This window comes from Streptomyces sp. NPDC018263, assembly GCF_055562575.1.
Genome location: NZ_JBVHFA010000007.1, coordinates 344,571 through 357,837, shown reverse-complemented (window position 1 = coordinate 357,837; position 13,267 = coordinate 344,571). Strand labels below are relative to the sequence as shown.

General features: G+C 74.0%; 11 protein-coding genes. 7 read left to right on the top strand and 4 right to left on the bottom strand.

Annotation, left to right across the window (positions count from 1 at the left end):
* The first annotated feature begins 65 nt into the window (after window positions 1–65).
* Entirely contained in the window at window positions 66–1,442 is a 1,377-nt protein-coding gene (locus tag ACZ3HQ_RS22130) for a cryptochrome/photolyase family protein (RefSeq protein WP_467513319.1), read from the top strand.
* Here ACZ3HQ_RS22130 and ACZ3HQ_RS22125 read toward each other — a convergent pair.
* Window positions 1,417–2,406, bottom strand: coding sequence for a MerR family transcriptional regulator (locus ACZ3HQ_RS22125; RefSeq protein ID WP_467513317.1), 990 nt, complete (start codon window positions 2,404–2,406; stop codon window positions 1,417–1,419). The two genes, ACZ3HQ_RS22130 and ACZ3HQ_RS22125, sit on opposite strands and share 26 nt — an antisense overlap.
* A gap of 112 nt (window positions 2,407–2,518) precedes the next feature.
* On the opposite strand from ACZ3HQ_RS22125, the gene ACZ3HQ_RS22120 reads away from it, so the two are divergent.
* From ACZ3HQ_RS22120 to ACZ3HQ_RS22110, 3 genes are all read left to right on the top strand, one after another.
* Complete coding sequence (locus ACZ3HQ_RS22120; protein ID WP_467513316.1) at window positions 2,519–3,145, top strand: sigma-70 family RNA polymerase sigma factor; 627 nt, start codon at window positions 2,519–2,521, stop codon at window positions 3,143–3,145.
* A 363-nt stretch (window positions 3,146–3,508) separates the two neighbouring features.
* Window positions 3,509–6,232: a glycoside hydrolase family 2 protein gene (locus tag ACZ3HQ_RS22115; RefSeq protein WP_467513554.1), complete on the top strand. Its 2,724-nt coding sequence runs from the start codon at window positions 3,509–3,511 to the stop codon at window positions 6,230–6,232.
* 144 nt (window positions 6,233–6,376) lie between these two features.
* On the top strand, window positions 6,377–6,643 hold the full coding sequence (locus ACZ3HQ_RS22110) for a GlsB/YeaQ/YmgE family stress response membrane protein (protein WP_350907870.1): 267 nt from the start codon (window positions 6,377–6,379) through the stop codon (window positions 6,641–6,643).
* Between the two features lie 8 nt (window positions 6,644–6,651).
* On the opposite strand, the gene ACZ3HQ_RS22105 is transcribed toward ACZ3HQ_RS22110, so the two are convergent.
* The 3 genes from ACZ3HQ_RS22105 to ACZ3HQ_RS22095 form a co-directional block, all read right to left on the bottom strand.
* Window positions 6,652–7,428 carry a GNAT family N-acetyltransferase gene (locus tag ACZ3HQ_RS22105; RefSeq protein WP_467513314.1) on the bottom strand — a complete coding sequence of 259 codons (777 nt, stop codon included), beginning with the start codon at window positions 7,426–7,428 and terminating at the stop codon, window positions 6,652–6,654.
* A 62-nt stretch (window positions 7,429–7,490) separates the two neighbouring features.
* Window positions 7,491–8,345 carry a GNAT family N-acetyltransferase gene (locus ACZ3HQ_RS22100; protein ID WP_467513313.1) on the bottom strand — a complete coding sequence of 285 codons (855 nt, stop codon included), beginning with the start codon at window positions 8,343–8,345 and terminating at the stop codon, window positions 7,491–7,493.
* Between the two features lie 171 nt (window positions 8,346–8,516).
* A complete protein-coding gene (locus tag ACZ3HQ_RS22095) occupies window positions 8,517–9,236 on the bottom strand; it encodes a chaplin (RefSeq protein WP_467513311.1) in 720 nt (239 codons plus the stop codon).
* Window positions 9,237–9,571: 335 nt separating this feature from the next.
* Here ACZ3HQ_RS22095 and ACZ3HQ_RS22090 point away from each other — a divergent pair, with 335 nt between their 5' ends.
* From ACZ3HQ_RS22090 to ACZ3HQ_RS22080, 3 genes are all read left to right on the top strand, one after another.
* A complete protein-coding gene (locus ACZ3HQ_RS22090; RefSeq protein WP_467513310.1) occupies window positions 9,572–11,227 on the top strand; it encodes an alpha/beta hydrolase in 1,656 nt (551 codons plus the stop codon).
* 119 nt (window positions 11,228–11,346) lie between these two features.
* Complete coding sequence (locus ACZ3HQ_RS22085; protein WP_467513308.1) at window positions 11,347–11,871, top strand: DUF4232 domain-containing protein; 525 nt, start codon at window positions 11,347–11,349, stop codon at window positions 11,869–11,871.
* A 268-nt stretch (window positions 11,872–12,139) separates the two neighbouring features.
* Window positions 12,140–13,255: a SpoIIE family protein phosphatase gene (locus ACZ3HQ_RS22080; RefSeq protein WP_467513307.1), complete on the top strand. Its 1,116-nt coding sequence runs from the start codon at window positions 12,140–12,142 to the stop codon at window positions 13,253–13,255.
* Window positions 13,256–13,267: the final 12 nt, after the last annotated feature.

Genomic DNA, 13,267 nt, shown 5'->3' with positions numbered 1-13,267 from the left:
GCGTCCGTCCGGGGCGCTCGCCCGGAAGAGTCCACCGTAAGCATCCCCTGCTCCGGAGCCGTTCGATGAACACCTCGGTCGTCCTCTTCACCGCCGATCTGCGTCTGCACGACCATCCGCCGCTGCGCGCCGCCCTGGACGGGGCCCGGCAGGTGGTGCCGCTGTTCGTGCGCGACGACGGCATCGACGGCGCGGGGTTCGCCGTGCCCAACCGGCTGGCGTTCCTCGCCGACTGCCTGCGGGACCTGGACACCGGACTGCGCGAGCGCGGCGGCCGGCTCGTGCTGCGCTCCGGGGACGTGGTGGCCGAGGTGCTGAAGGTGGTCGCGGAGGCGGACGCCGACGAGGTGCACCTGGCCGCCGACGCCAGTGGCTACGCGCACCACCGCGAGCACGCCCTGCGCGAGGCGCTGGAGGCGGACGGCCGCAGGCTACACGTCCATGACACGGTGACCGCCGCCGTGGAGCCGGGCGCGGTGACGCCGACGGCCTCGGACCACTTCGCCGTGTTCACGCCGTACTTCCGCCGCTGGTCCGGGCATGCGCGGCGCGACCCGCTCGGCGCGCCCCGGAAGGTGAGCGTGCCGGAGGGCGTCACGTCCGAGGAACTCCCGTCCCGCGACGCGGTGCCGGGCACCTCGCCGGGGCTCGCCGAAGGTGGTGAGGCGAAGGGGCGCCGGATGGTGGCCGACTGGCTGCGCTCGGGGATCGACGCGTACGAGGACCAGCACGACGATCTGGCCGGTGACGGCACCTCCCGGCTCTCCCCGCATCTGCACTTCGGCACGGTCTCGCCGGTGGAACTGGTGCACCGGGCACGGCTGGAGGGCGGTGCGGGCGCGGAGGCGTTCGTACGGCAGGTCGCCTGGCGGGACTTCAACCGGCAACTGCTGGCGGTGCGTTCGCAGGCGTCCCGCGCCGACTACCGCACCCGGCGCGACCGTTGGCGCACCGGCGCGAAGGCCGAGGCGGACATCGAGGCGTGGCGCGCGGGCCGTACCGGCTACCCGATCGTGGACGCGGCGATGCGGCAGTTGCGGCACGAGGGCTGGATGCACAACCGGGGCCGGCTGCTCACCGCGAGCTTCCTGACCAAGACGCTGTACGTGGACTGGCGGGTGGGCGCCCGGCACTTCCTGGACCTGCTGGTCGACGGGGACGTCGCCAACAACCAGCTCAACTGGCAGTGGACGGCCGGCACGGGCACCGACACCCGCCCCAACCGGGTGCTGAACCCGACGGCCCAGGCCAGGAGGTACGACCCGGACGGCGCCTATGTCCGGCGCTGGGTCGAGGAGTTGGCGGACGTGGAGGGGCCGGCGGTGCACGAGCCGTGGAAGCTCAAGGGGTCGGAGCGGGCGAAGACCGGGAACTACCCGGACCCGATCGTCGACCTCAAGGACGGCCTGGACCGGTTCAAGCACGCGCGTGGGCTGGAGTGAGATGCCGGCCGGGCCCCATGCCGTAGGCGGCGGTCAGTGTGTCGAGGGCGTCGGCGAGTCCGGTCGGGCGGAGCATGCCGTGGCAGGAGCGGCCCGCCCAGCCGGGGCCGCCGAGCATCATCAGGGTCTGCCCCCGGGCGCCGCGCACGCCCCACTCGATGCCCGCGACATGCCGGGCCAGCGGCAGGCTCGCGGTGGCGCGGGCCTGGGACCACAGCACGACGGCTGCCGGGCCGAGGCGGCGTACGGCGGCGGCGAGCGCGTCGGCGGGGACGGCGCCGCCGAACATCCGGGTGGGGACGCCGTGGTGGACCAGCGCGGCGTTGAGCGCCTCCAGCGGGAGGGTGTGCTGTTCGTCGGGGGCGCAGGCGAGCAGCACGGGCCCGGTGACGGGGGTGCCGGGCGGGCGGAGCCGGGGGGTGTGGCGGCGCAGGGCGGTGGAGACGTGCCAGGACAGCAGGTGCTCCACCTCGATGTAACGGTCCCCGGAGGAGGCCCACTTGCGGCCCACGGCGTGCAGGGCGGGCGCCATCACGTCCTGCCAGGCGACGGTGAGGCCGTACTCGGCGACCACAGCGTCCAGTTGCTCCTCCACGGCCGGGGCGTCTAGGCGGACGGCCGCGCGGGCCAGGCCCCGGCACTCCTGGCGCACGTCCCCCAGCGGCAGGGCGCCGGGGGCGCGGGAGCGGGGCGCGGGGGCCGGGGTCCGGCCGGCGGGCGGACGGGTGGTGTCGCGTGCGGCGCGGGCGGCTTCGGCGGGCGGTACGCCGGAGGAGGTCAGGCGGCACATCGCCTCCAGCACGGCCACGTCGTCCGGGGTCCAGCGGCGGTGTCTGCCGTCGGTGCGGGCGGCGGGGCCGAGGCCGTAGCGGCGGTCCCAGGAGCGCAGGGTGGTGGGCGAGACACCGAGCCTGCGGGCCAGCGCGCCGGTGGTCAGTCCGGCACCGGCCACTTCGTCGTCCATGCCTCGACTCTACGCCGGGAACGACGCAGAAACGATGCGAGTTGTCGGCACCCGGCACCGGCTCCCACGATGACCTGACCGTCCCACCCGAGGAGCCCCGAGGAGCACGGTCATGACCTCGTACCCGTCCCCGCCCGCCACTGCCGCGCCGCCCGTGGCCCCGGCCGGGGACGGGTGCGACGACGAGGAGCTGGCGCGGGGCCTGGTCGCGGGGGACGAGGACTGTCTCGCGGCCGTGTACCGGCGCTGGTCCTCGCTGGTGTACGCCCTCGCCCGCCGCGCGCTGGGGAACGCCGGTGAGGCGGAGGACGTGACCCAGCAGGTCTTCCTCGGGGTGTGGCGGGGCCGTGCGGGCTACCGGCCGGACCGGGGTCCGCTGGGCGGCTGGATCGTCGGCATCACCCGGCGCAAGATCTTCGACGCGCTGGCGGCGCGCGCCCGGCGCGGCGAGCTGGTCGCGGCAGCGGCCGCGTCCCTGTCCCGCGCCGCGCTCGGCGCGGAGAGCGCCGCCGACCCGGAGACGGTGCTCGACCGGCTCCTGGTCCGCAGCGAACTGGGGCGGCTGCCGGCCGCCCAGCGCCGGGTGCTCTACCTGGCCTTCTACGAGGACCTCACCCAGCCGCAGATCGCCGCCCGCACGGGCTGGCCGCTCGGCACCGTGAAGAGCCACGCCCGCCGGGGCCTGCACCGGCTGCGCTCCGGCATCGAGCGGCGGGAGCCGCAGCGGGCGGCCGTCTGAGCGGGGCCGGTACGGGGGTCGGAACCGGCCGAAGCAATCCGGTCGAAGCAATCCGGTCGAAGTATTGCCCGAACCCCCCTACACATACGGGAATAAAAGGCGCAGAATGGATGGATACGCGATACGCGGCACTCCACCGCAGGCCCACCGGACGCGGTCGAGTCCGCTCGGTTCGACGGAAGGAGGACCGTACGCAGACTCCCACCGACAACGAAGGACGCGAGGCCGGTCCGCCGGAGCGGACCGGCCTCCTCGTGCGCGCGGGCGGCGCGTCCCGGCCGGAGGTCTTTGACACGGTTCGCGGCACTTTCTAGCTTGAGCCGGGCCATAGCGTTCCTTGACCTCACGAGGCTGGAGACCGCCCTGTCCGCTCGCCCCGCCCCCGGCCGCCGCCTCGCCACGGCCGCGGCGCTCCTCGGCCTGATCGGCACCCTCACCACCACCGCCTGGGCGAGCCCGAAGGACCGCGCCCCCGCACCCCTCCCGGCCGGCGGGGTCACCCGCGTCCCGGACACGGCGGGCTCCGCCACCCCGCTCACCTCCTTCGCCCTCCAGTCCACCGCGAAGGTGGGTGACTCCGCGGCCGCCCTCTCCTCACCCGGCTACCCGGCGCGCGGCTGGCACCACGCGGGCCCCCGCTCCACGGTCCTCGCGGCCCTGCTGGCCGAGGGCCGCTACCCCGACCCCTTCCGCTCCACCAACCTGCGCAAGATCCCGAAGGCCGACTTCCAGGTGCCCTGGTGGTACCGCTCCGACTTCACCGTGCACGACACCTCCCGGCGCACCCGGCTCGACTTCAGCGGGGTCGTCCCGGGCGCCGAGGTGCACGTCAACGGCCACCGGGTGGCGACGGACGCGCAGGTGAAGGGCGCGTACACACGGCACGAGCTGGACATCACGTCGCTGGTGCGGCCCGGCCGCAACACGGTCGCCTTCCGGGTGCGGCCCAACGATCCGAACCGGGACCTCAGCATGGGCTGGCTCGACTGGCTCCAGCCGCCCCCGGACCAGAACATGGGCCTGGTCCGCGACGTCCTGGTCCGGCGCGGCGGCCCGGTCGCGCTGGGTGACGCCCACGTGGTGACCAGGCTCGCCGTGCCGTCCCTGGACACCGCCGACCTGACGGTGAAGGCACGGGTGCGCAACGACACCGGCCGCGCCGTCACCGCCCTGGTCTCCGGCAGCGTCGCCGGGGCCCCGCTCACCCGCCGGGTCCCCCTCGCCGCACACGAGTCGCGCACCGTCGCCTTCTCCCCCGCCGACGTACCCGGCCTGCGCCTGCGGTCCCCGCGCGTGTGGTGGCCCGCCGGGATGGGCGGCCAGCCGCTGTACGACCTGAGGCTCACCGTCTCCGTCGCCGGTGCCGTCTCCGACACCGCGTCCCAGACCTTCGGCGTCCGTGACGTGCGGGCGGACCTGAACAAGGACGGCGCCCGCCAGTACCGGATCAACGGGCGCCCGCTGCTGATCCGGGGCGGCGGCTGGTCCCCGGACCAGTTCCTGCGCTGGGACCGGGGCTATGTGGAGGACCGGCTGCGGTACGTCCTCGACCTCGGGCTGAACACGGTCCGGCTGGAGGGGCACATCGAGCCGGACGAGTTCTTCGACCTGGCCGACCGGCTCGGCGTGCTCACGCTGCCGGGCTGGGAGTGCTGCGACAAGTGGGAGGGCCAGGTCAACGAGGACGGCTCCGGGGAGAAGTGGGACGCGGACGACCACGCCGTGGCGAAGGCGTCCATGGCCGCCGAGGCGGCCCGGCTGCGCAGCCACCCGAGCGTCATCTCCTTCCTGATCGGCAGCGACGCGGCACCGAACGCCACGATCGAGAAAAACTACCTGGACGCCCTCGCGGCCGCCGACTGGCCCACCCCCGTAGTCCCCGCCGCCTCGGACAACTCCTCGCCCAGACTGGGCCGTTCGGGCATGAAGATGAGCGGCCCCTACGACTGGGTACCGCCCGCCTACTGGTACGCCAAGCGCGAGGGCGGCGCCACCGGCTTCAACTCCGAGACCAGCGCGGGCCCCAGCATCCCCACCCTGGACACCCTGCGCCGGATGATGACCCCCGCCGAGCTGGACACTCTGTGGCAGACCCCGGCGGCCAAGCAGTACCACCGCTCCCCCTCGGCGGTGTTCTCCACACTGAAGCTCTACAACGACGCCCTGACCGCCCGCTACGGCGCCCCGGCCGGCCTCACCGACTACGTGCGCAAGGCGCAGCTCGCCCAGTACGAGAACGTCCGCGCCGAGTTCGAGGCGTACCGCCGCAACGCGCACGACGCCGACAAGCCGGCCACCGGGATCGTGCACTGGATGCTCAACAGCGGCTGGACCTCACTGCACTGGCAGCTCATGGACCGCTATCTCGACCAGAACGGCGCCTACTTCGGCGCCAGGAAGGCGGGCGAGCCACTGCACGTCCAGTACTCCTACGACGACCGCTCGGTGGTCGTCGTCAACGACCGCCACGCCCCCGCCACCGGCCTGACCGCGCGGGCCACCCTCTTCGACCCGGACGGCACCCCGCGCCACACGCGCACCCTGACCGGGCTGCGCGTACCCGGCGACGGCGCGCACTCCACCGCGTTCACGCTGCCGAAGGACGTCGGCGGCACCTCCCGGACCCATCTGCTGCGTCTGGTGCTCACCGGCCCGGACGGCAGGGAGGTGAGCCGGAACGTGTACTGGCTCTCCACCCGGCCCGACACCCTCGACTGGGCGCACACCGACTGGTGGTACACCCCGACGACCGCCTACGCCGACCTGAAGGGCCTCTCCACGATGGCGCGGGTACCGGTGTCGGCGGCCGCGGCCACCCGCTCCTCGGGCGGGCTGTCCACCACGACGGTGACCCTGCGCCGCACCGGCGGCGGCCGGACCCCCTCGCTGCTGACGGACGTCCATCTGGTCGACGCCCAGGGCCGGCCGGTCCTCCCGGTGCGCTGGTCGGACAACCAGGTCGGGCTCTGGCCGGGCGAGTCGGTGACGCTCACCGCCACCTACCGCACGGCGGACCTGCGCGGCTCGGCGCCCCGGGTGCGGGTCTCCGGCTGGAACACCCCGGAACGGACGGTCCCCGCTTCCTGAATTCCCCCCGCCCCGCCGCGTCGACGGCCGCCGCCACGGGCACTCTCCCGGTGGGAGTTCCCGGGGGCGGCGCCGCAGTGGACTGGCTCCGTCCGCAGCGGGCACATGCCACTGCAGCAGGGGCCGAGACCACTAGGGGTGGACATGGAGATCTCAGGAATCATCAGCGCGATCATCATCGGCATCGTGATCGGCGTGCTGGGGCGGCTGGTCGTGCCGGGACGCCAGCACATCGGCGTGATCGTCACCATTCTCGTCGGCATCGTGGCCGCCCTGCTGGGCTCGGCCATCGCGGCGGGCCTGGGCGTCGCGGACACCGACGGGCCGGACTGGATCGAGTGGCTGATCCAGATCGCGCTGGCCGCGGTCGGCATCGCCGCGCTGGACCGGACGGTGGGCCGCCGCCGCTGACCCTAGGGTCACCTCTCGTACGTATACGGAGTCGTGGTGGTCAGGGCGTGCAGCCCGAGGCGTTCCAGGACGGGGCGGCTCATGGCGGAGGCGTCCACCTGAACGTGACGGCAGCCGCGGGCGGCGGCGACGCGGGTGCGGTGGGCGACCAGGGCGCGGTACAGACCCCGGCCCCGCCACTCCTCGACGGTGCCGCCGCCCCAGAGTCCGGCGAAGTCGCCGCCCGGCACCAGCTCCAGCCGGGCGGAGGCCACCGGCTCGTCCCCGGCCAGCGCGACCACGGCGAGGACCGTGCCGGGGTCGGCGGCGAGCCGGGCCAGCAGATGAGCGCGCAGGGCGGTGCCGTCGGTGCCGAAGACCCGCTCGTGCACCGCCACCACCAGGTCGACGCCCGCCGCGTCGGCGGCCCGGACCAGTCGGACGCCGTCCGGGAGCCTTTCCTCCAGGGCGAGTTCCGCGATCTCGCCGACCATCAGCGTCTCGGGCTCCTCCGCCCGGAACCCCGCCGCGGTCAGGCGCTCGCCCAGATCCTCCGGCCGGTCGTGGCCGTAGAGCTTCCACTCGAAGTCCCGGCCCAGGCCCGTGAAGTACGCGATCTGCTGCTCGATCGCGCGATCGGCCCCCGCCGCGTCGAGGCCGGACCAGAGGACGCCGTTCCAGCCCCGCTCGCCCGCGACCTGGCGCACCACGGCACCCGTCCGTTCGATCCGGGCGCCGGGCGCGTCGGGGCGGGCGTTCCGCCGCATCTCGAGGTCGTAGCGGGCGAGTACCGCGGCGTGATCCATGCGGTCACTCCAGCATCCGGGCCCGGTCCGGGCAACGGGATTACCCCGAACGAGCCCTGCGCTCAGCCCAGTTCGAGCGTGGCGATGCCGAACACGCGCTCTGCGGCGTGCTCGCGGACCGGGCCGGTGTACATGCGGGCGGTCTCGAAGGAGGGGGTGAGTCCGGCCGCGAGGACCATCTCGACGCCCGCCTTGTTCGGCTCGGGTACGTCGATGGCGATCTGCCGGCCGGTGTGGTCGGCGGTGAGCGCGGCGAACAGGGCGCGCGCGTCGTCGGGGGTGTCGGCGAAGAGGGGGCCGATGCGCAGGCAGTCCGCGCCGGGGCGGATCACGCCGTAGCCGGTGAGGTGCTCGCCGTCGTGGCGTACCCAGGTGTGGTGGCCGGGGGCGGTGAGCCACTCGGCGAGGAAGCGGGGGCGGTCGGCGGGGGTGCAGGCGCCGTCGTAGCGGGTGATGGCGTCCAGGTCGCCGGGCTGGGCGTGGCGCACTCCGGCGGGCGGTTCGGCCGCCGGGGCGGGGCCGGTGTAGCGGGCGGTGCGGTGGGCGAGTGCGAAGCCGGAGCGGCGGTAGTTGTCCTGCTGGTCGACGACGCCGTCCAGGCCGACGGTGCGTTCCCCGGCGTGGGCGAGCGCGGTCTTCCAGGTGGTGAGGCCGTAGCCGTGGCCGCGCAGGTCGGGGCGGACGAGGTAGCAGCCGAGGAAGGCGTAGTCGGTGCCGTAGTTGACGACGGAGATCGCGGAGACCGGTTCGCCGTCGATGCGGCCGAGGAAGAAGCCCTCGGGGTCCTGGGCGAAGAAGGCGGGGCCGTCGGAGAGTCCCGGATTCCAGCCTTCGGCCGCCGCCCAGCCGCTGATCACCGGCCAGTCGTCCAGGGTGGCCTGGGTGACGGTGAACTCCTGGGGGGCCGGTGACGTCATCGCCGCGCTCCGTTTCCGTGGGGTCGGGGGGTCGCTCGCGCCGCATCCTTCCCGATCGGGCGGCCCCACGTCACGCCGGACCCGTGGGGACCGGGTGCGTACCGGGCGCAGGCGCTACAAAGGCCCCACCGAGTGGTGCTCAAGTCGGTGGGGCCGTGCGGTGGAGCGGGGTCAGCGAAGGCTGTCCGGGCGGAACCGCCGGTACAGGGCCGCGCCCGCCACCAGGAAGGCCGCGCTGCCGGCCAGCGCCGGGGCGGCGAAGTCCGATCCGGTGTGCGCCAGGCTGGGCGGCGTCTCATGGGTGGGCGGCACCACGGTCTTCGGCGGAGCCGGCGGCTGGTGCTTCGGCGGGGCCGGCGGCTGGTGCTTGGGCGGCGCGACCGGCGGCGGGGTCGGCGCCTCGGAGTGGTTCTCGCAGTGGTTGCCGAAGGCCGGGTTGAGGGCGCCGACCACGTCCACGCTGTTGCCGCACGCGTTCACCGGGATGTCGACCGGCAACTGGATGCCGTTGCCGGAGAGCACGCCGGGCGAGCCCTTGGTGACGCTGTGCGCGGTGGCGCCGCCACCCCCGACGTTCCCCGCCCTGGTGCCGCCGGCCTTGCTGCCCCCCGCCTTGCTGCCGGAGCCCCCGTCGCTCACCGCGCCGCCGCCGTTGTCGGAGCCGGTGTTCGCGCAGGAGTTGCCGAAGGCCGGGTTGAGCAGACCGACCACGTCGACGCTGTTGCCGCACGCGTTCAGCGGGACGCTGACCGGGGCCTGGACGGTGTTGCCGGAGAGCACACCGGGCGAGCCGACAGCGGCGCCGTCGGCGGTGGCACCACCAGCCGCGAAAGCGGCGGAGACGGGCATGGCCATGGCCATCGCACCGGAGGCGGCGGCGACGCCGATCACACCGTTTCGGGTAGCCCGTTTCATAGGTTCCCTGCCTTCCAGAAAGTCGTAGCGGGCAGTCACCCGCACCACATAGAACGCGTACGGACCGTTCGGGTTATGGCCTGTGCGGCTTTCACCCGTTCGGGGGGCACGGTCGTTCGAACCGCACGTCAAGCCGCTGTCGCGGCACCCACGCGGATAGGTGGACCGTTCACCCGGCCGGAGGAGGGGGTGCCGGCGGCGCCGGACCGGAGGTGACGCCCGGACGGCCGGGAGGCGACCGGTGCGGGGCCCGCTTATGGTGAGGACGGCGCCGCCCCTGTTCAGGGCGGTGGTGCCCTGGGAGGCGAGCGATGCCGGCCAAGGTGAGGCAGCAGTCCAGACGATCCGCCGTTCGGCGCGGCGCGGGTGCGGGAGTGCTCGCCCTGGCGCTGGTCGGCGCGAGCCTGCCCGCGGCGGTGGCCGCCGGGTCCCGGCCCGAACAGGCCGACCGGCCCGGCATGGCCCGCTTCTACGAACAGAAGGTCGCCTGGGCCCGCTGCACGGGCCCGGACATGCCGAGGGATCTCCAGTGCGGCAAGGTGACCGTCCCGCTGGACTACGCCCATCCGAAGGCGGCCACGCTCGATCTCGCGCTGGCGCGCTACCGGGCCACCGGCTCCGGGCACCGCGCGGTGCTGCTGAACTTCGGCGGGCCCGGCGCCTCGGGGGTGAACCAGCTCGCGGCCGGCGGCAAGGAGTTCATGGACCTCACCAACGGCTCCGACGTGGTCGCCTTCGACCCGCGCGGGGTCGGCCGCTCCTCCCCCGTGAGCTGCGGCGTCGGCGAGGAACCCCCCTCCGACTCGTCCGACTCGTCCGGTTCGGACGCCAGTGTCGACGTCAGCAGCCCGCAGCGGCTCATGACCCTGCTGCGGCAGTCCGCGGAGCTGTGCGCCAAGCACTCCGGGCCGGTGCTCAAGCACATAGGCACGGTGAACGCGGCCCGCGACATGGACGTCATACGCCAGGCCCTCGGCCAGAAGAAGCTGGACTACCTGGGCTTCTCCTACGGCACCCGGCTCGGCGCGGTGTACGCGGCGCAGTTTCCGCGCAAGGTCGGGCGGATGGCCCTGGACGGGGTGGACACGCTGACCGAACCGCTGTCCGAGCAGGGGGTGGCGGGCGCCCAGGGGCAGCAGACGGCGCTGGAGGGCTTCCTGGACTGGTGCGTGACGGACATGGGCTGCCCGTTCGGCCAGGACCGGCGGGCGGCGGACGACCAGGTGCTCCAGCTCGTGCGCTCGCTGGACGAGCACCCCGTGCCCACCGACTTCGGCGGCACCCTCTCCGGGCAGGATTTGGTGGGCGCCATCGGGCAGGGGCTGTACAGCAAGGAGCTGTGGCCGTCGCTGGAGCGGGCGCTCGCCACGCTGGTGGAGGACGGGGACGCGCGCCGGGTGCTCACCTTCGCCTCGGGCGGCGTCGGACTGCCGATGCGGGCGAACGGGACCGGCAGGAACGACGGCGGGCTGACCGATCCGGGGCAGGTGCCGATCGACAACCTCACGGCCGCACTGATGGCCGTCAACTGCGCGGACGACCCGGACCGGCCCACCGCCGCCCGCCTCACCAAGGACCTCACCGACCTGCGCGCCTCCTACGACGCCGCCTCCCCGGTCTTCGGCCGCTACCGGCTCACCCAGTTGCTGATGTGCTACGGCCGCCCCAAGGGCACCGACTACATCAGGGACTCGGTGAAGGACGTGCCGTCCGCGCGGATGCTGCTGGTCGGCACGCGCGGCGACCCGGCGACGCCGTACCGCTGGGCCGAGGAGACGGCACGGCGGCTGGGGCCCTCGGCCGTGGTGCTGGACAACAAGGGCGACGGGCACACCGGCTACACCTCGTCCAAGTGTGTGCACCGCAAGGTCGACGACTTCCTGATGTACGGCACACTGCCGCCCAGCGGCAGCTCGTGCCCGGCGGACGGCAAGGCGTGGAGCTCCACCGTGTCGCCGGACAGGTGAGCGGCGGAACCCGTGAGCGAAGGGTGACGCCGCAACTGCGCGGTCATGTCCGGCGTCACACCGGGTAGGCGCGGCCCCAGCCCGCCGACCGGACCCGATCGTGACAGGGGGACCCCCTCATGCGTATCCGTACCGTCCACACCGTGCCCGTCCTCGCCGCCTCCGCAGCCCTGCTGCTGGCCGCCGCGCCGGGCCAGGCGGCCCCGCAGGACCGGGCGGCGCCCGTCCGGTGCGCCGCGAAGGCGCTCGACATCCACGCCAAGGCGGTGAAGGGGCGGACGACCTTCGTCCGCTTCTCGGTGACCAACTCCTCCTCCCGCGCCTGTCTCGTGGACCGGGTGCCGACGATCACCTTCGGTGAGCTGGACGGCGCCGCGCTGCCGACGCCCGAGGGCGGCCGGGGCACCTACCGGCTGGACGCCGGCACGACGGCCTACGGGGTGGTCCGCACCATCGGGAATCCGTCCGACCCGGAGGCGCGGCGCTCCCCGTCGCTCGGGGTGTCGGCCTCGGCGTCCCAGTACGGCCGTGACTTCCCGGCCGCCCGGCTCGGCACCGGGCGGGAGGTCCGGGTCTGGGAGCCGGTGACGACGTGGTGGCAGCCGACGCGCGCCAAGGCGGACAAGGCGATCGGCCTCGACTGACGCATAGGAACAGGTGAACGGCGAACGCACGCGCGAGCGCCGCGCCGGGTCCACACCGATGGGTCAAGTCCCGTACGTCGACTACGACTTGACCGGCGCGGCGCTTAGCCTCCGGGACCGCGTGAACCACTCCGGGAAGACCCTGGCATATGCCCGAAGCACCCCCGTATCGTGTGTTGCCAATTCCCTTACGGGGCATCGCGGGCTGTGCCACAGTCGTACCGGTCCCTCCGTTCCCCCTGGCCCTACCGTCCCCTCGGAGTGCGTCATGCCGCCCCAAGTCTCCGCGGACCGCCCGTCCGCCCAGCCGCCAGGACGCGGCCCGGTGGAGGCGCTGACCCCGCGGAATCGGCGGCTCGCCGTACGGCGGGACACCCGGGGAAACGATTCGGACCAGCAGGTGGGCCGGGCGGAGTGGGGCCTGCTCACCGACGAGGCCGACTGGTCGGTGGAGCTGTACCGCATCCTCGGCCTTGACCCGTCCGTCCCCGCGCTCACCCTGGACGAACTACCGGTGCTGGTCCACGAGGAGGACCGGCGGCACCTCACCGCGATGGTGACGGGCTGCCTGGTGGACGCCCGGCCGATCGACGGCGAGTTCCGGGTGCGACGGCCCGACGACTCGGTGCGCACCGTGCACATGACGGGCGAGCCCGTGCTGGGCACGGACGGCGGCGCCGTCTCCATGTGGGCCGTGATCCGGGACGTGAGCGAACTCAGCCTGCGCGGACGGCCGGTGGGCGCGGCCCCGGACCCGCCGCGGGTCCGCCGGCCACCCCCGCACGAGCCGCGGACTCTCGACCTCGCGGCACACCGCATGTCCGGCGCAGCGCCCGTCACGGCGGCGGCCGGCTGGTGCGACGCCCTGGAACTGCCGGGCGGATCGGCCCTGTTGAGCGTCGGCGACCTCACCGGCCCGGACCCCGCCACCCTGCTCGGCGCCGTGCACGGCCTGGCGCTCGCGGGCACGCGACCCGCTCAACTCCTGGCCATACTGGACCGGTTGGGCGCCGCCACCTCGCTGCGCGAGGCGGTCTGCTGCCATTACGAACCGCAGAACCGCACCTTCACCTGGGCGCGGTCCGGGCGGCCCGTCCCGCTGCTGTTCCGCGACGGGACGGGCCGCCGGCTGACCGCACCGGACGACCCGCCACCGAGCGCGGAATCGGCCTACGGGCAGGCCGAACTCACCCTACGACCGGGCGACTTGCTTCTCCTGCACACCGAGCGGGTGAGCGAGACGGACGTGGCACGCCTGCTCGGTCTCGGCGCACGACTGTGCACGGCCCGTACCGCGCGGGAGTGCGTGCGGTTGCTGGCCGGGGAACTGGGCGCGGGTCAGGACGGCGACGCGTGTGTGCTCGTCGTCAGGGTGTCCGGGTAGCGCCGTCCTTCG

Coding starts and splice junctions, on each gene's coding strand:
- ACZ3HQ_RS22125 (WP_467513317.1), bottom strand. CDS start 2,406: ATGGACGACGAAGTGGCCGGTGCCGGACTGACCACCGGCGCGCTGGCC.
- ACZ3HQ_RS22100 (WP_467513313.1), bottom strand. CDS start 8,345: ATGACGTCACCGGCCCCCCAGGAGTTCACCGTCACCCAGGCCACCCTG.
- ACZ3HQ_RS22120 (WP_467513316.1), top strand. CDS start 2,519: ATGACCTCGTACCCGTCCCCGCCCGCCACTGCCGCGCCGCCCGTGGCC.
- ACZ3HQ_RS22105 (WP_467513314.1), bottom strand. CDS start 7,428: ATGGATCACGCCGCGGTACTCGCCCGCTACGACCTCGAGATGCGGCGG.
- ACZ3HQ_RS22130 (WP_467513319.1), top strand. CDS start 66: ATGAACACCTCGGTCGTCCTCTTCACCGCCGATCTGCGTCTGCACGAC.
- ACZ3HQ_RS22080 (WP_467513307.1), top strand. CDS start 12,140: ATGCCGCCCCAAGTCTCCGCGGACCGCCCGTCCGCCCAGCCGCCAGGA.
- ACZ3HQ_RS22085 (WP_467513308.1), top strand. CDS start 11,347: ATGCGTATCCGTACCGTCCACACCGTGCCCGTCCTCGCCGCCTCCGCA.
- ACZ3HQ_RS22090 (WP_467513310.1), top strand. CDS start 9,572: ATGCCGGCCAAGGTGAGGCAGCAGTCCAGACGATCCGCCGTTCGGCGC.
- ACZ3HQ_RS22110 (WP_350907870.1), top strand. CDS start 6,377: ATGGAGATCTCAGGAATCATCAGCGCGATCATCATCGGCATCGTGATC.